Source organism: Dyella sp., assembly GCF_036746095.1.
In the GTDB taxonomy this organism is placed as follows: Bacteria; Pseudomonadota; Gammaproteobacteria; order Xanthomonadales; family Rhodanobacteraceae; genus Dyella_B.
This window is the reverse complement of the sequence record NZ_DAIOEU010000084.1, coordinates 1-16,763: the sequence shown is the minus strand read 5'-3', so window position 1 is coordinate 16,763 and position 16,763 is coordinate 1. Positions and strand designations below refer to the sequence as shown.

Annotated in this window: 19 protein-coding genes; 11 read left to right on the top strand and 8 right to left on the bottom strand. The window is 62.3% G+C overall.

The window, feature by feature from the left end; all coding sequences use genetic code 11:
* Positions 1-49: 49 nt before the first annotated feature.
* A complete protein-coding gene (locus V7M64_RS20845) occupies positions 50-685 on the bottom strand; it encodes a phenylacetic acid degradation protein PaaY (RefSeq protein ID WP_333681949.1) in 636 nt (211 codons plus the stop codon).
* A 71-nt stretch (positions 686-756) separates the two neighbouring features.
* Between V7M64_RS20845 and V7M64_RS20840 the strand changes: the two genes are divergently transcribed.
* Positions 757-1,002, top strand: coding sequence for a LuxR C-terminal-related transcriptional regulator (locus tag V7M64_RS20840; RefSeq protein ID WP_333681947.1), 246 nt, complete (start codon positions 757-759; stop codon positions 1,000-1,002).
* 24 nt (positions 1,003-1,026) lie between these two features.
* Here V7M64_RS20840 and V7M64_RS20835 read toward each other — a convergent pair whose 3' ends face one another.
* Positions 1,027-1,443 (bottom strand): acyl-CoA thioesterase, encoded by a 417-nt coding sequence (locus V7M64_RS20835; RefSeq protein WP_333681945.1) that lies wholly within the window; start codon positions 1,441-1,443, stop codon positions 1,027-1,029.
* A 190-nt stretch (positions 1,444-1,633) separates the two neighbouring features.
* Here V7M64_RS20835 and V7M64_RS20830 point away from each other — a divergent pair, with 190 nt between their 5' ends.
* Genes V7M64_RS20830 through V7M64_RS20800 form a run of 7 tightly spaced genes read left to right on the top strand, consistent with a single transcriptional unit; the run spans position 1,634 to position 8,601 of the window.
* Complete coding sequence (locus tag V7M64_RS20830; protein WP_333681944.1) at positions 1,634-3,685, top strand: transketolase C-terminal domain-containing protein; 2,052 nt, start codon at positions 1,634-1,636, stop codon at positions 3,683-3,685.
* Entirely contained in the window at positions 3,686-4,672 is a 987-nt protein-coding gene (locus V7M64_RS20825) for a 2-oxo acid dehydrogenase subunit E2 (RefSeq protein ID WP_333681942.1), read from the top strand. It begins immediately after the preceding gene.
* A gap of 4 nt (positions 4,673-4,676) precedes the next feature.
* On the top strand, positions 4,677-5,447 hold the full coding sequence (locus V7M64_RS20820; protein ID WP_333681940.1) for an enoyl-CoA hydratase-related protein: 771 nt from the start codon (positions 4,677-4,679) through the stop codon (positions 5,445-5,447).
* A 12-nt stretch (positions 5,448-5,459) separates the two neighbouring features.
* Entirely contained in the window at positions 5,460-6,455 is a 996-nt protein-coding gene (gene paaA, locus V7M64_RS20815) for a 1,2-phenylacetyl-CoA epoxidase subunit PaaA (RefSeq protein WP_333681939.1), read from the top strand.
* On the top strand, positions 6,452-6,733 hold the full coding sequence (paaB, locus tag V7M64_RS20810; RefSeq protein WP_333681938.1) for a 1,2-phenylacetyl-CoA epoxidase subunit PaaB: 282 nt from the start codon (positions 6,452-6,454) through the stop codon (positions 6,731-6,733). Before paaA ends, paaB begins: the two co-directional genes overlap by 4 nt.
* Entirely contained in the window at positions 6,733-7,500 is a 768-nt protein-coding gene (paaC, locus tag V7M64_RS20805) for a 1,2-phenylacetyl-CoA epoxidase subunit PaaC (protein ID WP_333681937.1), read from the top strand. The genes paaB and paaC overlap by 1 nt, the downstream gene beginning before the upstream one ends.
* 3 nt (positions 7,501-7,503) lie before the next feature.
* Positions 7,504-8,601, top strand: coding sequence for a 2Fe-2S iron-sulfur cluster-binding protein (locus tag V7M64_RS20800; protein ID WP_333681933.1), 1,098 nt, complete (start codon positions 7,504-7,506; stop codon positions 8,599-8,601).
* A gap of 195 nt (positions 8,602-8,796) precedes the next feature.
* On the opposite strand, the gene V7M64_RS20795 is transcribed toward V7M64_RS20800, so the two are convergent.
* From V7M64_RS20795 to wrbA, 4 genes are all read right to left on the bottom strand, one after another.
* Positions 8,797-9,288 carry an asparaginase domain-containing protein gene (locus V7M64_RS20795; protein ID WP_333681931.1) on the bottom strand — a complete coding sequence of 164 codons (492 nt, stop codon included), beginning with the start codon at positions 9,286-9,288 and terminating at the stop codon, positions 8,797-8,799.
* 56 nt (positions 9,289-9,344) lie between these two features.
* Positions 9,345-10,988, bottom strand: a complete 1,644-nt coding sequence (locus V7M64_RS20790; protein WP_333681929.1) for an acyl-CoA dehydrogenase family protein — start codon at positions 10,986-10,988, stop codon at positions 9,345-9,347.
* Between the two features lie 89 nt (positions 10,989-11,077).
* Complete coding sequence (locus V7M64_RS20785; protein ID WP_333681927.1) at positions 11,078-11,419, bottom strand: DUF2069 domain-containing protein; 342 nt, start codon at positions 11,417-11,419, stop codon at positions 11,078-11,080.
* Complete coding sequence (gene wrbA / locus V7M64_RS20780; RefSeq protein ID WP_333681925.1) at positions 11,416-12,018, bottom strand: NAD(P)H:quinone oxidoreductase; 603 nt, start codon at positions 12,016-12,018, stop codon at positions 11,416-11,418. Before wrbA ends, V7M64_RS20785 begins: the two co-directional genes overlap by 4 nt.
* Before the next feature lie 69 nt (positions 12,019-12,087).
* Here wrbA and V7M64_RS20775 point away from each other — a divergent pair, with 69 nt between their 5' ends.
* From V7M64_RS20775 to V7M64_RS20765, 3 genes are read left to right on the top strand one after another with little or no spacing between them, the layout of a single operon-like run.
* Positions 12,088-13,374 carry a YihY family inner membrane protein gene (locus V7M64_RS20775; protein WP_333681924.1) on the top strand — a complete coding sequence of 429 codons (1,287 nt, stop codon included), beginning with the start codon at positions 12,088-12,090 and terminating at the stop codon, positions 13,372-13,374.
* Positions 13,371-13,838, top strand: a complete 468-nt coding sequence (locus tag V7M64_RS20770) for a TlpA disulfide reductase family protein (protein WP_333681922.1) — start codon at positions 13,371-13,373, stop codon at positions 13,836-13,838. Before V7M64_RS20775 ends, V7M64_RS20770 begins: the two co-directional genes overlap by 4 nt.
* A 2-nt stretch (positions 13,839-13,840) precedes the next feature.
* On the top strand, positions 13,841-14,107 hold the full coding sequence (locus tag V7M64_RS20765; protein WP_333681920.1) for an acylphosphatase: 267 nt from the start codon (positions 13,841-13,843) through the stop codon (positions 14,105-14,107).
* A 45-nt stretch (positions 14,108-14,152) separates the two neighbouring features.
* Here V7M64_RS20765 and V7M64_RS20760 read toward each other — a convergent pair whose 3' ends face one another.
* The gene (locus tag V7M64_RS20760) at positions 14,153-16,255 is read right to left on the bottom strand and encodes a tetratricopeptide repeat protein (protein ID WP_333681918.1); all 2,103 of its coding nucleotides are present in this window, start codon (positions 16,253-16,255) and stop codon (positions 14,153-14,155) included.
* Between the two features lie 116 nt (positions 16,256-16,371).
* A partial coding sequence (locus tag V7M64_RS20755) for a peptide chain release factor-like protein (protein ID WP_333681916.1) occupies positions 16,372-16,763 on the bottom strand: 392 nt, incomplete at its 5' end.

Here is a 16,763-nt window from a genome sequence, read left to right as displayed (position 1 = left end):
GCTTTGAGCGGCTCACAACGTTAAAGCCCCCGGCTTGGCCGGGGGATACTTACTCGGTGATCCTCATGTCGTCGGTTTGGAAAGCGCGCGCCTCGAAAATCGGGACCACGTCGACCACAGCGGGAACGCGTTGCCGATCCGGTTCGATCCGTTCCAGCGGGGTAACTCGGCGCATCGTGCTGGCGCTGCGTACCGCAAGCTGCTGGTAAGCCGCAGTGCCGCGGCTTTTCCATTCGATCTCCCGTGCGGTGAGTTCGCGCAGCACCTTGGCCGGGATGCCGGCGACCAGCGTATTGGCAGGCACCTGCATGCGCGCTTTGACGAAGGCCATGGCGGCCACCATGCTGTTCTCGCCGACCACGGCTTCGTCCATCACCACCGCGTTCATGCCCACCATGGCGTTGCGCTCGATACGGCAGCCATGCAACACGGCGCCGTGCCCGATATGGCCGTCCATACCCACGATGGTGTCAGTGCCGGGAAAGCCATGCATCACGCAGGTATCCTGCAGGTTGCTGCCGCGTTCGAGTACCAGCCGGCCGAAATCGCCGCGCAGCACCGCGCAAGCGCCCACATAGCACCCTGCGTCGACGATCACATCGCCGATCAGTACCGCCGTTGGATGGACGTAGCTGCTCGCGTCCACCACCGGCACGATGCCTTCATAACTATAGGCTTGGCACATGGACGTCCCCGACTAAGCGGAATGAGGCGGACTCATCTGTTGATGTTGCTGCCATCGTTTCGGTGCTCGCTATGCCAAGGTCAAGCAATAGCCGATTTCTGGAGCCATCCGCGAACGCTCGACTGAGTCGCCGGGAGCGCGAGATATTGCAGTGGGTCGCATATGGAAAAACGTCCTATGAAATTAGCATCATCGTTGGCCTGTCGGAGCGAACGGTCAATTTTCACGTGGCAGGCGCCATCGCCAAGCTCAATGCGGCCAATCGAACTCACGCAGCGGTCAAGGCAGCCTTGATGGGTTTGATCACCGTCGATTGAACGCGCGTCCCATTTCGTGGGCCATCAAAGCGCGCCTTGAAAACTCATGACCCGTTGCTTGAAATCGTCCGTCATCGGCGTCGTGGCGTTGGCAGCGTAATCGAACATCACATGCGTGGACGACGCCTTGGCAAGCACTGTCTCGCTCTGTCGCGGCAACGTCATCAGGTAATCCAGCGCAAAGCTCTTCGATCCCAGATGTGTGACGCTGCTGGCCACCTTGATGACGTCGCCATATCGGGCCGGGTGCAAATACTCGCACGCGGTCTTGATCATGATGTGCGGAAGCTTCTGCGGCAAAGGCATCTGCAGCAGCTCATGCATGAACTTCAGGTAGGTGCGAAGCATGTATGCGTAATACACCGGGGCGCTGACGTGGCCCATGGCATCGGTGTCGAGATAGTCAACTTCGATGTCCGTTTCGAAATATCGCTTCGCCATCGCTGTGCCTCTGCGTCGTGAAAGAGGGGCTTTACCGGGAACGATGGCAGCAGGGATACGGCCGATATCGTGCGCCGGCAACTGTCAGATATGACAGTGGTCAACGGCGGTGGCTCGGCATAGCTTCCTCACCGCTTTATCTTCATTGCGGATACCGACGGTCATCAACGGAGGGTGCTGCGTTCCTGCCATGAGAAAAGTCGACGACAGTGTCTATGACTGGACGCGCGTGGCCAGCCTGCTGCTGCTCTCGCGCGAACTAGATGAGCTGGAAGAAAAAGTACTGGCGCCGCAGCGCCGCATCTTTTACCAGTTCTCCGCACGCGGCCACGATCTTGCCCAGATACTGCTCGGCTTGAAGTTGACCGATGCCCACGATGCGGCATGCGGCTACTACCGGTCGCGGCCACTGCTGTTGGCGCTGGGCGTGGACCCGGAGGATGCCTTGGGCGCGGCGATGGCGCGTGCCGGCGGCTACTCGGACGGCCGCGACCTCGGCGTGGTGTTCAACCATCCCAACCCTGGCGGGCCAACTGCGCTGCCCATGTGTGGCGGTGTCGGCGCGCAATTCACGCCCGCGGTGGGATGGGCGCAGGCGATCGAGTATCGGCGCAACGTGCTGGGTGATCAGGCGTTCGACAAATCGATTGCGGTGGCATTGGGCGGCGATGCATCCGTGGCCACCGGTGGTTTCTGGTCGGCACTGACGATCGCCACGACGCAGCCATTGCCGCTGCTTTTTTTCATCGAGGACAACGGTTATGGGCTTTCCGTGCCGTCTTCCTATCAGACGCCCGGCGGAAATATCGCCAGCAACCTCGGCAGCTTCCAGGGCCTTCGCGTGTTGTCCGGCGACGGCACCGATCCATCGCTATGTTCCAGCCTGATCCACGACGCCGTCGAATACGTGCGCGAACATCGTCGACCGTGTCTGTTGCGCGTGGACGTGCCGCGCCTGCAAGGACATAGCTTGCAAGACACGCAAGCCTACAAATCGGCTGCCGTGATGGAGCAGGAGTGGCAGCGTGATCCCCTGCGTCGGTTGTTCGATGGCCTGGTTCCCCACGTGCTGTCGCCCGCGCATTGGGCGGATCTGCAGGAGCGCAGCAAGGCACGCGTGCAAGGCGCAAGCGAAGCGGCCCAGGCGCGACCGGTGAGCGATCCGGGCCGCGCGGCCACGCATGTCTATTTCGAAGGCACGGTGCAGCATCGCGGCGGATTGTGGGCGGAAGGCTGGATGCCACCGAAGACGAGCGAGCAACCGAGCGTCACCGGAGAGCGCATCAACATGGTGACGGCGACACGGCGCACCTTGGACCACGAGTTGTCAATCAACGATCGTATGCTGGTGTTTGGTGAAGACGTCGGCGCGAAAGGCGGCGTACACGCGATCACGCTCGGCTTGCAGGAAAAATACGGCCAGGCGCGCGTCTTCGACACCAGCCTGTCCGAAGAAGGCATTGTCGGTCGCGCCGTCGGCATGGCGTTGGCAGGCTTGCTGCCGGTGCCAGAAATCCAGTTTCGCAAATATGCAGAGCCAGCCACCGAGCAGATCAACGATTGCGGCAGCATGCGTTGGCGTACCAACAACCGCTTTGCGGCGCCGATGGTGCTGCGCATGCCGGCCGGCTTTGGCCGTTGCGGCGATCCGTGGCACAGCCAGACCAATGAGGTGCCGTTCATTCACTCGCCGGGTTGGAAGGTTGCGACGCCATCCAATGCGGAGGATGCCGTTGGCTTGCTGAGAACCGCATTGCGCGGCAACGACCCGGTGGTTTTCTTCGAATACCGCGCCTTGCTCGATGCCAGCTCAGCACGCCGCCCTTATCCCGGCGATGACTATGCGTTGCTCTTCGGCAAGGCGCGCAAGGTTCGCAGCGGCACGCAGCTGACCATCGTCACCTGGGGCAGCATGGTCGAGCGGTGCGAGGATGCGATCGAAAGCCGTTCCGTTGAGCTCATCGATTTGCGCACGCTGATGCCATGGGATCGCGAAGCGGTGCTGTTGTCCCTGCAAAAAACGCGGCGTTGCCTGATCGTGCATGAGGATACGCAAACCGCCGGCTTCGGCGCGGAGATTGCCGCCGTGGTTGCCGCGGAAGCCTTTCACGATCTGGCCGCTCCGGTCAGCCGGCTTGCCATGCTCGATATGCCCTGTCCCTATGAGCCGACGCTGATGGCGCATGCGCTGCCGTCCGTAGCCAGCATTCGCGCCAGGATCGATCGGCTGGTGGGCTTTTGAATGGAAACCGCCATCAACGCCCCGGTGGAACGCGAAGGCAGCCGCATGATCATCCGGCGCTGGCTGAAGCATGCGGGCCACGCGGTATCGTCCAACGAGCCGGTGGTGGAATTGGAAACCGACAAGGTCATGCTGGAAGTGGCCGCGCCTGCTGCCGGCCGGTTGGAAATTGGGCTTGCGGAAGGCGCAGAGATCGAGCCGGGCCAGTGGTTGGGGCGGATCGTTGCGACCTCGACGCCGGTGTTTAGCGCGGCGTCGGCAGGGCACTTCACGCCACCTGCCGAAGCTGCTGGCGATGTGCCGCGAACCAAGGCGCGCATTCCGCACGATCCGGAGCGCCTGCGCTTGGCGGAGCATCTGCATCAATCCTTGAATTCGGCGCCGCACGTCACCGCCATTTTCGACGTCGACTTCGGTGCCGTGCTCGCGCATCGGGCGAGCCGCCCGTCACATTTGAGGTTGACCGCATACGTCGCCGTGGCGGCGGCCAAGGCGATGCAAGCCGTGCCGCAGATCAATGGCCGATGGAGCACGAACGATTTCGAAGTGTTCGAGGACATCAACCTAGGATTAGGTGTGGCGCTGGACGATGGCGGTCTGGCCGTGCCGGTCATTCACCATGCGCAGCAGCTGTCGCTGCTGGAAATGGCGGCGTGCATAAACGAACTGCAGCAACGCGCGCGGGCTGGCACCCTCGTGCCGCATGATCTTCGCGGCGGAACGTTCACTATTTCCAACTACGGCATGTTTGGCGCAACGCTGGCGACGCCGATCGTCATCCATCGATCCCAGGTGGCCATTCTGGGCGTCGGCGCCTTGCAGAAGCGTGTGGTCGCTTGCCAAAGCAATGGCGAAGACAGCGTGCAGATCCGCCCGCGGGCTTACGTGTCGCTCACCATCGACCACCGCGCCATTCACGGAAGCCAGGCCAGCGTGTGGCTTGCGCGCTTTTCCCAGGTGCTGGAGCAGTGGCCGGCCGAGGAGTGAGCAGATGGAGAAGGTGATCAGCGAACAGATCGGGCGCGTTGCCAAGCTGGCGTTGAATCGGCCCGCCAAAGCGAACTGCCTTACGGAAGCGTTGATGGCCGCGTTGCAGGAAGCGCTGCAATCGTTGGAGGAAGATGACTCCGTCAGCGTCGTCGTCATCACCGGGAATGAACACTATTTCTGCGCAGGCGCCGACCTCGAAGAAATGATAGGGCGGCGCTTTGGCGGTTCGCATCGCGTGGATTGCCTGTCCGACGCATGGGAAGCGATCTTCCGCTTTAGCAAGCCGCTGATCGCGGCGGTGCAGGGGTATGCGGTAGGCGGCGGCTGCGAGTTGGTGACGGGATGCGACGTCGTCATCGCCGGCGAAAGCGCGCAATTCGGGCAGCCGGAAATCAGCGTCGGCACGCTGCCGGGGCTCGGGGGAACGCAGCGCTTGCCACGCCTGATCGGCCGGTCGCGGGCGATGGACTGGTGCCTGACCGGGCGGCTCGTTTCCGCGCAGGAGGCGCACACGGCCGGATTGGTCACGCAGGTGCTGCCGGATAAAGCAGTGCTGCCTGCCGCGATGACATATGCACGGCAGATGTCCATGTTCTCCTTGCCCGTGCTCAAGATGATCAAGGCCTCGATCAAGAACGTCGACGAATATCCGCTATCCGCCGGCCTGGTGCGTGAGCGGCAATGGTTTTATGCCAGTTTCGATCTGCACGACCGCCATGAGGGCATGTCGGCATTCGTCGAAAAAAGAACGCCGCGCTTCGAGCATCGCTGAAGGGGTGGCGTCATGAGTTACGAAGATGCAGGTGTGACCCACAGCGTTTTTGCCGATGACCTGGCCGGCAGGGAGGCCGCCTTCCAGGCGAAGATCGATGCTGGCATCGCTATTGAACCCCAGGACTGGATGGCGGAAGGCTATCGCAAGATGCTGATTCGCCAGATCAGCCAGCATGCGCATTCGGAAATCATCGGCCAGTTGCCGGAAGGCGGATGGATCACGCGCGCGCCATCGCTTGAGCGCAAGGCCATTCTGCTCGCCAAAGTGCAGGACGAAGCAGGCCATGGTTTGTACCTGTATGGCGCGGCGGAAACATTGGGCGTGTCGCGGGAACAATTGATCGCTGAGCTGCACGACGGCAAATCGAAGTACTCCTCGATTTTCAACTATCCTGTGCTTACCTGGGCCGACGTCGGCGCGATCGGGTGGCTGGTCGATGGTGCGGCCATCATCAACCAGACCTCGCTGTGCCGATGTTCGTATGGGCCGTATGCGCGCGCGATGGTGCGCATTTGCAAGGAGGAATCGTTCCATCAGCGCCAAGGTTACGACGTGATGTGGAGGCTGTGCCAAGGAACGGAAAAGCAGAAAGCCATGGCACAGGAAGCGCTCGATCGCTGGTGGTGGCCGTGCTTGATGATGTTCGGGCCGGCCGACGCCGATTCCGTCCATAGCATGCAGTCGATGGCTTGGAAGATAAAAATTCATTCCAACGACGCATTGCGCCAGCGCATGGTCGATCAGACAGTGCCGCAGGCCGAATACCTCGGTTTGCGCGTTCCCGATCCCGATCTCAGATGGAACCCGGCACGCGATCACTACGACTTTGGCGCCATCGACTGGCATGAGTTTCATCGTGTCATCGCCGGAGAAGGTCCTTGCAACCACGAGCGTCTCGCCACTCGCGTGCGAGCCGCCGAAGAGGGTGCCTGGTTTCGCGAAGCGTTAGCGGCATATGCCGAAAAGCAATCCGGCGCCGAGTGCCGTAATGAGGTGAAGCGATGAATGACTGGCCGCTATGGGAAATTTTCGTCCGCAGCCAGCAGGGGCTGGCGCACCGACATGTCGGGAGCTTGCACGCGCCGGACGCGCACATGGCGTTGTACCACGCCCGCGATATCTATACCCGGCGCAGCGAGGGCGTCAGCCTGTGGGTGGTGCCTTCGGTACAGATCGTCGCCAGCCAGCCTGGCGACAAAGCCGAAATGTTCGAACCCGCCCGCAGCAAAATCTATCGGCACCCTACGTTTTTCGCGGTGCCGGAAGGCCTCAAGCATCTTTAATGATGGCCATGGCTATGCCTTCGATGGTCGATTACCTGCTTCGCTTCGGCGACAGCGCCCTGATCCTGAGCCAGCGTTTGTGTGCCTGGTGCGGCAAGGCACCCGCTCTGGAGGAAGACATTGCCATCAGCAACGTCGCCCTCGATCTTTTGGGCCAGGCACGCATGTGGTTGTCGCTGGCAGGCGAACTGGAAGGTCTGGGGCGGGACGAGAATGACCTGGCGTTCTTTCGCGACAGTAGCGAATTTCGCAATCTGCTATTGGTCGAGCAAGCCGATGAGCACTATGCGGACACCATGGTGCGTCAGTGCTTTTTCGACATCTGGCATGTGCTGGCGTTGGATGCATTGGAAGCATCGACGGACGAACGTATCGCATCAATCGCACGCCAGGCGCGCATGGAGGTGGGCTACCACGTACGCCGCAGCCGCGACCTGGTCATGCGCCTCGGTGGAGGCGGCGCGAAAGCCCGGGCAATGATGCAAGCGGCAGTCGACAAGCTATGGCGTTATACCGGCGAGATGTTTGAATGCGACGGGCTTGACCTGGCCATGGTTGTGCAGGGCGTAGGGTTTGATCCTTGCGCGTTAAAGCCTCCATGGCTAGACGACGTGCAAATTGTGTTTGCCGGGGCCGGGTTAAAACTTCCATCACAGGAGGCGTGGATACAAACAGGTGGAAAGCGCGGTCGGCACAGCTTGCAGCATGTTGAGCTGCTCGCCGAGATGCAGCATCTGCCGCGGTTGCACCCCGGCGCGCGATGGTGACGGGTGCAAGCCGAACGTTCGGCGGCGTTGAGTGAACAGGGCATGGATCATTTCTTTCCCTTGCGCGTGGCTTCGCTGGCAGCTGAAACCCGCGATGCCAAAGTCATCACTTTGGATGTACCGGACGCGTGGGCGAGGGCATTCCGTTTTCTGCCAGGGCAGCATCTTGTTGTGAGGGTTTTACTCGATGGCAACGAAGTGCGGCGTGCGTATTCGATTTGCTCGGCGTGCCATGAGCCATTGCGCATAACGGTCAAGCGCGTGACGGATGGCCGGCTTTCCGGGTGGCTCAATGATCGGCTTCAACCGGATGACCGGCTGTACTGCATGCCGCCGCGAGGCCGTTTTGGGGGGGCGCTGATGCCTGCCCTGGCGCGGCGTCATGTAGCATTCGCGGCCGGTAGCGGTATTACGCCGGTGTTTTCCATCATCAAGACGGTGCTGGCGCTGGAGCCGCGCAGCGACTTTACGTTGTTTTATGGCAATCGCACGTCTTCGGCGATCATTTTTCGCGAAGCACTCCAAGAGCTCAAGGATCGTTATCCGAACCGTTTCAGTCTTCAATTCGTGCTGAGCCGTGAACACAGGGACGTGTCGTTACTGCACGGACGCATGGATCGCAGCAAGTGCGATGCGTTGCTCAACACATGGCTAGACCCATCAGGCGTCGACGTGTTTTACCTATGCGCGCCTGCCGGCGTGATGCATGCGGCGTATGAGAGCCTGCTTGGGCATGGTGTCGATCCGGTGAAGATCCGGCGAGAGCACTATGCCGGTGGAGGGCAGGCCAGCGTAGTCGACGTGGCCGCGGGCACGGCGCAAACCTGCCGCATCACCGTGATCCAGGATGGGCTTGCACGCCAATTCACCAGCATCAAGCAGGGCCAGACGCTGCTTGATGCGGCGCTGGAGCAGGGGCTGGAGATGCCGCATGCCTGCAAGGCAGGCGTCTGCGCCAGCTGCCGCTGCAAACTGCTCAGTGGCGAAGTGGTGCGAGACAATTCGTTTGCGCTGGAAGAGGCGGAGGCAGCCCAAGGCTTCATTCTCGCCTGCCAAAGCGTGCCAGTCAGCGCAGAAATAACCGTGGATTGCGATTCATAGGTCGGGTTACCGTGGACTTGATCCCTGTCTCTTGATCACATTTTTTACTCGCTGCCGATGGGGGAAAGCGAATGGGCGAGTGAAGCCAGCCCCCGCTCCCCTCCGGGCAGAAGGGGTTGCGTCCGGTAGGCATCTCATTGCACGCAAGATTATGTGACGAAGAGACAGGATTTGATCGGGAAAACCCACCCAACTTCAGTTGCGCACTTCCTCGAAGCGATTCGCATCGCGGTTCTTGCGCACCTTGGCCGGGTCCCACACGCGGCCGTTCATGGCGATATAGACCCCATCGGGCAGCGTCTGTACCGCAGCGACGGCGCAACCGATATTGAACACCGCATCAGAACCCTGGAAGCGCGCCGGGTTCAGCGCACCGGTGAGCACGATGACCTTGCCCTTGAGCGTGGCGAGTTCCTTGGCGGTTTCCACCATGGTGTCGGTGCCGTGCGTCACCAGCACATAGCGGCTGGACTGCGCTTCGATGGTGGAGCGGATCAGTGCGCGGTCTTCTTGCGTGATGTGCAGGCTGTCCTTGCGCAGGATCGGGATCACATCGAACTGGAACGCCACGCCGAGCTGGCTGAGGATCTCGCCGATCTGCGGTGCGCCGATCTTGTAGTCCGACTTATCATCGAAATAGATCTTGTCGATGGTGCCGCCGGTAGTGACGATGGTCAAATGCTGCATGATCGATGGGTATGAAGGGGAGTAGCTGCGCATTCTAGCGGTTCTGGCACAGGTGATCATTCCAGCAGCAGGCGGGTATCTTCTCCGTCGATATCGGAAAGGCGCAGCAGGCCGTGGCCCAGGAAACGGCGCAGCGCCGCGGCCGGACGTTTGTCGCCGTGGGCCGAGCACCACGCATCCTGGCGTGCCAGCAGGGCCGCTGCCGTACAGCGCGCCAGCGTGATGGCGATGCCGCGCGCGCCGGCTTCGAGCGTGGGGCGATCGATCTTCTTGCTGTCCAGGTGCATGGCGGCGGCATCCAGTGCTGCGTGCACGGTGAACGAGGCTTGCGTGTTATGCGCAGGCCGCAGCCATTGACCGATCAGTTTGCGCAAGGCGGTGAAGCTATCGTGACTGCCCAGCGCGCGCAGGCTGTCCAGCGACAGCACATTGGTGGTGCCTTCCCAGATGGCATACACCTGTGCGTCGCGAAGCAGTTGCGGCAGGCCGGTGTCTTCGATGTAACCGGCACCGCCGAAACATTCCAGCGCTTCCGAACAAAGGTTTACCGCCATCTTGCCGGTCCACAATTTGACGAGTGGCGTAAGCAGGCGCAGCGAAGCGGCTTCCTGCGGCGTGGCGACGGCTTGTTCTACGCGGCCAAGCAGGTGGGCCACTTCAAAGGCGAGCGCAAAGGCGCCTTCGAATTCGGCCTGCATGTCGGCAAGCGTCTGCGCGTGCAGGGGCTGTTGCAGCAATGGACGTCCAAACGCCTGGCGTCGCCGCGCGTAATCGCGCGCAAGACTGATCGCCCGCGCCATGCTGGCCACGGCGCCGATCGTGTTCCACGTACGCGTGATGTTGAGCATGGGCGCAACCTGGCGTACGCCGTGCGCGAGGTCGCCCACCGGCCACGCAGGCAAGCCTTCGAGGTGGATTTCCGCGGTGGGCAGTTCCTGCGTGCCGAGTTTGTCTTTCAGGCGATCGATGACCAGTTCCGGTTTGCGATCCTGGCCGTCCATTGTTTCCACGTAGAACAACGCCAGCGCTGCCGTACCGCCGTCGGCGCCTTCAGGCCGGGCGAGTGCCAAGGCCGCTTCACCGACGACGGCGGAACTGAACCACTTGCGGCCGTACAGGCGCCACTGACCTTCGGCATCCTGCCTTGCCACGGTTTCGGTATGGCCGACGTCGGAGCCGCCAGTGTTCTCCGTCATCCATTGCCCGGACAACCAGAACTGGCTTGCATCGCGGCTGAGGAAATGCGGCAAGGCGCGATCGATCAGCGCCCGATTGCCGGACGCTTTCAATGCCGTGACGGCGCCATCGGTCATGGCCAGCGGGCAGGTATAGAACTCGCTGGCGACGTGATAGAGGTAAGCGCGTGCGAATTCTTCCAGGCGTGCGAATTCGTGCGATTCATGGCCGGAAGCGAGGATGGCGTGGCGCGTGGTCAGTTCGGGACCTTCGAGCCAGGCCGCGGTCAATTCGATGCGGTCGACACGGCGGCCCCAGGCATCCCATTGGGTCAGCACCGGTTTGCGGCGCGTGCTGCGGCCGTTGCGTGCGAAGGCGAGCAAGGCGTAATCGCCGAGCGCGTCCAGGTCGGCATCGAGCGCGGCACGTCGATCTTTCGGCAGCACGCGATCGAGCAGGGCGGTCAGCAGGCGATCGCTGCGATACGGGTGCGCCAGTTGCGGGGCGTCTTGCAGAAATCCCATGGATGGTTACCTCGGCAAGTCTGCACCTAACCTATCAAATCCAGATCGCGCCCGTTGGTTACCCCGGATCAAGTCTGGGGCAACCCAACCTACGTGCCACGTACCTTGCGACGTTTTACGCCTGCACCAAGCGCACCGATCAGTACCAGGGCAAGCAGCACTTCCAGCAACGCGGGAATCCGTTCCTGCGCCGAACTCCAGCTTTCGGCAATGCCATGGCAGAAATAGAACAAGCTGAGTATGCCCACCCACAGCAAGGCGCGCCGCACGTTGCCAATGGCCAGGAACGGCAGCAGCAGCGGAACCACGGCGATGGCCAGCGCCAGCCATGCCGGCATGTGTTGCGGCGGAAACAGCCATGCGTACCACGCGCACTCGAGCAGGATCAGTGCCACCCACGCCGCAACACCGATGCGCAGGTGCACGCTCATGCGTCGGCCGCCAGCTTGCGCGCGGCATCTGCCAATCGCCGGCCGAGTGCGCGCGCGAGTTCGCGCTCATGTTCGCTGATGCTGTTGTCGCCCTTGGGTCCTGCCACATGGCTGGCGCCATACGGTGTACCGCCGCTCAGCGTATGGGTGAGTGCCGGTTCGGTGTAGGGAATGCCCAGCAGCAGCATGCCGTGATGGAGCAGCGGCAGCGCCATGCTCAGCAGGGTGGATTCCTGGCCGCCATGCATGGTGCTAGTGGCAGTAAACACCGCAGCCGGCTTGCCGACCAGCGCTCCACTGGCCCATTCGGCGCCGGTGCTGTCCAGAAAATGCTTCAGCGGCGCGGCCATGTTGCCGAAGCGGGTCGGGCTGCCGAGCGCCAGGCCCACGCATTCGTGCAGGTCCTGCCGGGTGACGTAAGGCGCGCCTTCCTCCGGCTCGGGCGGCTGGGCCACCTCGGTCACCGGTGCCACCGGCGGTACCTGGCGCAGGCGTGCGCGCATGCCCGCGACTTCCTCCACGCCGCGCGCGATCAGTCGGGCCAGCTGGGCGGTGTGGCCGTTGCGGCTGTAATACAGGATCAGGATGTCGTTGCTCATCAGTTTGGGCGCGGGAACAGGATGGGGTAGTGTACGGGCGAGATATAGGGATGTTGAGCAGCTGCGCGTATGAATCTGCGTTTTGACCGCCACCGCACGACGACGCTTGGCCACTTTCTGTGGCGGCGCTTTCTCGACGACAAGTGCTTCGAGACAGCTGGCGCGCTTTCGTACACCACCTTGGTTTCGCTGGTGCCGCTCACCGTGGCGGTGCTGGCCATGTTCGCGGCGTTTCCGATGTTCGAGGAAGCGCGCGATACGTTGATCAATTTCGTCTTCAGCAATTTCGTGCCGGCGGCGGGCGAAACAGTCCAGAAGGCGCTGCTGGATTTCGCCTCCAACGCGAGCCAGCTGACCGGCATCAGTATCCTGGTGATGCTGTTCAGCGCGGTGTCGATGATGATCAGCATCGAAGATCGCCTCAACCGCATCTGGAAGGTGCGCCAGCATCGCCCATGGGGCCCGCGCCTGCTGCTGTATTGGGCAGCGCTCACTCTTGGGCCGATCCTCGTCGTTGGCGGCATCGCCGTCAGTTCTTACGTCGCTGCCGTGCCGATGTTGCGCAGTGCGGGCGAGCAACTCGGCATCGGGCAGGAGCTGCTGAAGGCGCTGCCGTTCGTGGTGACCTTTCTTACCTTGTGGCTGCTGTACACGACGGTTCCCAATCGGCGCGTCAACAAGAAACACACCGCCATCGGCGCCATGCTCGGCGCGGTTCTGTTCGAGGTGGCGCGCTGGTTCTTTACGCATTACGTGCGCAGCGCGCACAACTATCAGCAGATCTACGGCGCGTTGGCGATCATTCCGTTGCTGCTGCTGTGGATTTATTTGTCGTGGGTGATCGTGATCCTGTGCGCCTCGGTCACCGCTGCGATATCCGCTTTCGAATACCAGAAACCGTGCGATGCGATGCCGGAAGGTTCGGAATTCCTCGGGCTGCTGGTGGTGTTGCGCCATTTCGTGGACGCGCAGCGCGCCGGGCGTTTCGTCGACCCCATCAGCATTCGCGAAGCCGAACCGTGCCTGCGCAGCGAAGCGATCGCAACCTATTTCGACGACCTGCAGCGCGCGCATCTGATCCACCGTGGCGAATCGGGCGGCTGGTCGCTGGTGCGCAGCCTGGATAGCACCGATCTGCTGCATGTCTACCGGCACAGTGGCTATCGCCTGCCGCTGAACCCGGCTGAGCAGGCCGCTGCCTCGGGTATCAAGCTGCCGGCGGAATTATTGTCGCTGCTTACCCGGCTGGCGCATTCGCTGGACACGACCCTCGGCACGCGCCTGGACAGGGTTTACCCTGTTTCCCCCCAGGCGCCTTCGCGGCCGGTCACCCACACGCAGGAATCGGAAACATGAAGTGGTTTGCATCATCGTTGTTGCTGGCAGCCGTCTTGCTGGCCGCCCCCGTCCACGCCGCCATGCCGGCGCAGCCCTCGATCAAGGTGACGACATTGGATGGCAAGCCATACGATCTCGCAGCCGAGCGAGGCCATTGGGTGATCGTGAATTTCTGGGCAACCTGGTGCGTACCTTGCATCAAGGAATTGCCGGATATCTCGCAGTTCGTGAAGACGCATCCGAATGTGCGTGCGATCGGCATTGCGTATGACGATACCGATCCCTCCGACATTCGGGCTTTTCTCACCAAGCACCCGGTGAGCTTTCCGGTGGCGCAGGTCACCATGGATAAGCCGTTGAAGGATTTCGACGAGCCGCTCGGCTTGCCGACCACTTACCTGATTGCGCCGGATGGCAAGGTGGCCAAGCATTTTACGGGCCCGGTCACGTCCGCTTTGCTGAGCACGGCCATCGGGAAGTGATGATGGGCGGCGTCCGCTTCGTTGTCCATGGCAAGGTGCAAGGCGTGTTCTTTCGCGCCAGCACGCGTAGTGAAGCCATGCGGCTTGGGCTGCATGGGCATGCGCGCAATCTCACCGATGGCGGCGTGGAAGTGATCGCAAGAGGAAGCGACGATGCCTTGCGCGAGCTGGAGCAATGGCTTTGGGAAGGACCGCCCGCTGCAAAGGTGACAGAAGTGATACGCAGCGATTATGACGGCGACGTGCGCGAGGGCTTCTGGGTCCTGTGAGTCGCGTAGTCTTGCAGGCTGGGTTAACGATTGCCGTCCGGAATCCTACAAATTGATATCCGCGGTGGGCCGCCCGATACGATATCGCGCGCTGATCGCCAGCACCGCGCGCCGGAAATCCGCGGCGAAGGCTGGTATGTCGAACAAGGGGTTCCTGGCGCGCTCGCGCGTGATGTGCTGCCGCAATGCCGCCAGCGCTTCCGGGTGGTTGCCTAGCGCCGTGGCCATGCCGATGAAGGACGTGTTGTCGCCCATGATCAGCTCGGGCAGCCCGAAGTGATGCAGCAAGCTCGTCACCGTGCGCGACGCCATGGTCTGGCCGGTGCGGGTCAGCACCGGGCAGCCGGCCCACAGGGCATCCGCGGCAGGTGCGCGCGAGTTGACGGGCAAGGTGTCCAGATACAGATCGACGTGCGCATAACGCGCCAGATATTCCGTATAAGTCAGGCGCGGCATGAAGATCAGCCGCTCGGGCGCAATATCGAGCGCGCACGCCGCTTGCCGCAGTTGCTCATCCGTATTGGCCGGGCCGGTGAGCAGCCACAGCACGCTGTCCGGCACCTGTTGCAGGATGAGCATGCAGCGGGCGAACACGCCGGGATTGATCGCCTGCGTCTCGTTGAAGCAGGCGAATACGATGCCTTGCTCCGGCAAGCCGCAGGCCGATCGCGACGGCACGTCCGCCTGCACCCGTGCAGGATCGTTCGGCTGGTGGCAACGCGGCAGGCGAATCACTTTCTCGCTGACGTGTTCGCGCAATTCGGACGGCAACGTGATTGCGTCCGTCAGCAGGTAATCCATCCATGGCGCGCCGGAGCTGCCGACATAGCCCAGCCAGCCCACCTGGATGGGCGCGGGGCATAAGGCCATCAGCTCTGCGTTGCCGCGGCTGCGATAGCCATTGAGGTCGAACAACACTTCGATCGCCGTGGCGTGAATGCGTTGCGCAACCTGGACGCGGTTCAACGTGGACACATCATGCAACGTCGCCGCAGCCGCGAGCCGGCGACGTACGCTGCTGCCATCATCGGGCGTGGTGGCAAACAAATGGATGTCCAGATCGCTATCGGACAAGGCCTCGATCATGGCGACGAGGTGCTGGCCGAAAGCGGATTCGTTCAAGCCCTCGGTGAGCATGCCCACGCGGACGGGGGTGTCCGGCATCGGCAGGGCGTGGCGCAGATTCAGTTGCGGGCGGAACGTGGCGGCATGGTTTTCGATGAGTGAGGCATAGTTCTTTGCGCATTGCAGTTGCAGAGCGGCATCGACGTCTTCGCTCAGGAGCGCAAACGGATGGACACCCGCATGGTCCTCGGAAACAGCCTGGATGACGCGCTCGCTGAGTGCGTCGATGTCTCGCCAGCGACACAGGCGCCGGCGCACAAACAGCAATTGCGCCATCACCGGCACCGAATCGGGTGCGCGTGCCAGGGCTTCGGCAAAGGCATCGTGGGCGGCGATGAGCTCACCGGCTTCGTCCAGCATCAACGCAGCCTGGAACACGTGCTGCACATTGCCAGGCGCCAGCTTGCCGGCCTGCAACAGTGATGCGGCGCCTTCCTTGGGCTTGCGTTGCAAGTGCAGCAGATGCCCGAGCATCGCGTGGGCGACCTCCGTATTCGGCGTTTGCTGCAACACCTGGCGCACCAGGGACTCGGCCTCTGCATAGCGCCCCAGTTCCATTTCCGCGCCGGCGAGGTTGAGGCGCAAGGCCGGATGCTGCGGCATGCCCTGTAAGGCCTGCGCAAAGGCATCGCGTCCATGCACATGCTGGCCGGTGGCCATGTAGGCCGTCCCCAATGCCTGCAGCAATGCCGGATGTCCCGGTGCTTTGAGCAACGCCTTCTGCAAGCGCTCGATGGCCGCGCCGATACGGCCGTCGGCCATCGCGAGGCTGGCGAGATTGCACTGCAGCTCGATGTCGTTGGGTGCGAGTTCCGCCGCGCGATTGAGTGCCGTTTGCGCATCGCGCCGGCGACCCACGCGCAACAAGGCGATGCCGTGCAAACGAATCAACTCGGCCGATACCGGGAATTGACGCCGTGCCATCGCCGCGAACTGGGCCGCGTCTTCGTTGGCTTCGCGCTGCAGCAGCTCGCCGAGCTTTTGCAGGATGGCGGTGATGTCGGTCGGTACGGCGTCGGTCATGGGCTGGCGGCAGTGAAGCAAATGAAAGAAGCCCGCCATCAGCGCCGGCATGATGAGCTGCTACGACTGGCCCCTGTAATACAGCTTGTAGCTTAGATTACCCCGAACCGCGGCCATCAATGGCCGGCGAGCGATTTCAACTCGTCCGCCTGATGCTCCCTGGTCAACGAGCCGAACAGCTCGTCCAGCTGGCCTTGCATGACGTCCGGCAAGTTGTGCAGGTCCAGGCCGATGCGGTGGTCGGTGATCAGGTTGTCCTTGTAGCGATACGTGCGAATGCGCTGGCTGCGATCGCCGGTGCCCACCTGCAGGCGCCGCGACTGCGCCTGTTCGGCGGTCTGCTTGGACTGCGCCTCGTCGAGCAGGCGCGCCTTGAGCAGGCTCATCGCACGGGCGCGGTTTTTGTGCTGGCTGCGTTCGTCCTGGCATTCCACCACGATGCCGGTGGGCAGATGCGTGATGCGGATCGCCGAATCGGTCTTGTTGACGTGCTGGCCGCCGGCGCCGG

Bases quoted from the DNA above. Each gene is read 5' to 3' on its own strand.
- paaA (WP_333681939.1), top strand. From the start codon at position 5,460: ATGAGTTACGAAGATGCAGGTGTGACCCACAGCGTTTTTGCCGATGAC.
- V7M64_RS20825 (WP_333681942.1), top strand. From the start codon at position 3,686: ATGGAAACCGCCATCAACGCCCCGGTGGAACGCGAAGGCAGCCGCATG.
- V7M64_RS20775 (WP_333681924.1), top strand. From the start codon at position 12,088: ATGAATCTGCGTTTTGACCGCCACCGCACGACGACGCTTGGCCACTTT.
- V7M64_RS20795 (WP_333681931.1), bottom strand. From the start codon at position 9,288: ATGCAGCATTTGACCATCGTCACTACCGGCGGCACCATCGACAAGATC.
- wrbA (WP_333681925.1), bottom strand. From the start codon at position 12,018: ATGAGCAACGACATCCTGATCCTGTATTACAGCCGCAACGGCCACACC.
- V7M64_RS20835 (WP_333681945.1), bottom strand. From the start codon at position 1,443: ATGGCGAAGCGATATTTCGAAACGGACATCGAAGTTGACTATCTCGAC.
- paaB (WP_333681938.1), top strand. From the start codon at position 6,452: ATGAATGACTGGCCGCTATGGGAAATTTTCGTCCGCAGCCAGCAGGGG.
- paaC (WP_333681937.1), top strand. From the start codon at position 6,733: ATGATGGCCATGGCTATGCCTTCGATGGTCGATTACCTGCTTCGCTTC.
- V7M64_RS20760 (WP_333681918.1), bottom strand. From the start codon at position 16,255: ATGACCGACGCCGTACCGACCGACATCACCGCCATCCTGCAAAAGCTC.
- V7M64_RS20765 (WP_333681920.1), top strand. From the start codon at position 13,841: ATGGGCGGCGTCCGCTTCGTTGTCCATGGCAAGGTGCAAGGCGTGTTC.
- V7M64_RS20830 (WP_333681944.1), top strand. From the start codon at position 1,634: ATGAGAAAAGTCGACGACAGTGTCTATGACTGGACGCGCGTGGCCAGC.
- V7M64_RS20840 (WP_333681947.1), top strand. From the start codon at position 757: ATGCCAAGGTCAAGCAATAGCCGATTTCTGGAGCCATCCGCGAACGCT.
- V7M64_RS20820 (WP_333681940.1), top strand. From the start codon at position 4,677: ATGGAGAAGGTGATCAGCGAACAGATCGGGCGCGTTGCCAAGCTGGCG.
- V7M64_RS20785 (WP_333681927.1), bottom strand. From the start codon at position 11,419: ATGAGCGTGCACCTGCGCATCGGTGTTGCGGCGTGGGTGGCACTGATC.
- V7M64_RS20845 (WP_333681949.1), bottom strand. From the start codon at position 685: ATGTGCCAAGCCTATAGTTATGAAGGCATCGTGCCGGTGGTGGACGCG.
- V7M64_RS20770 (WP_333681922.1), top strand. From the start codon at position 13,371: ATGAAGTGGTTTGCATCATCGTTGTTGCTGGCAGCCGTCTTGCTGGCC.
- V7M64_RS20790 (WP_333681929.1), bottom strand. From the start codon at position 10,988: ATGGGATTTCTGCAAGACGCCCCGCAACTGGCGCACCCGTATCGCAGC.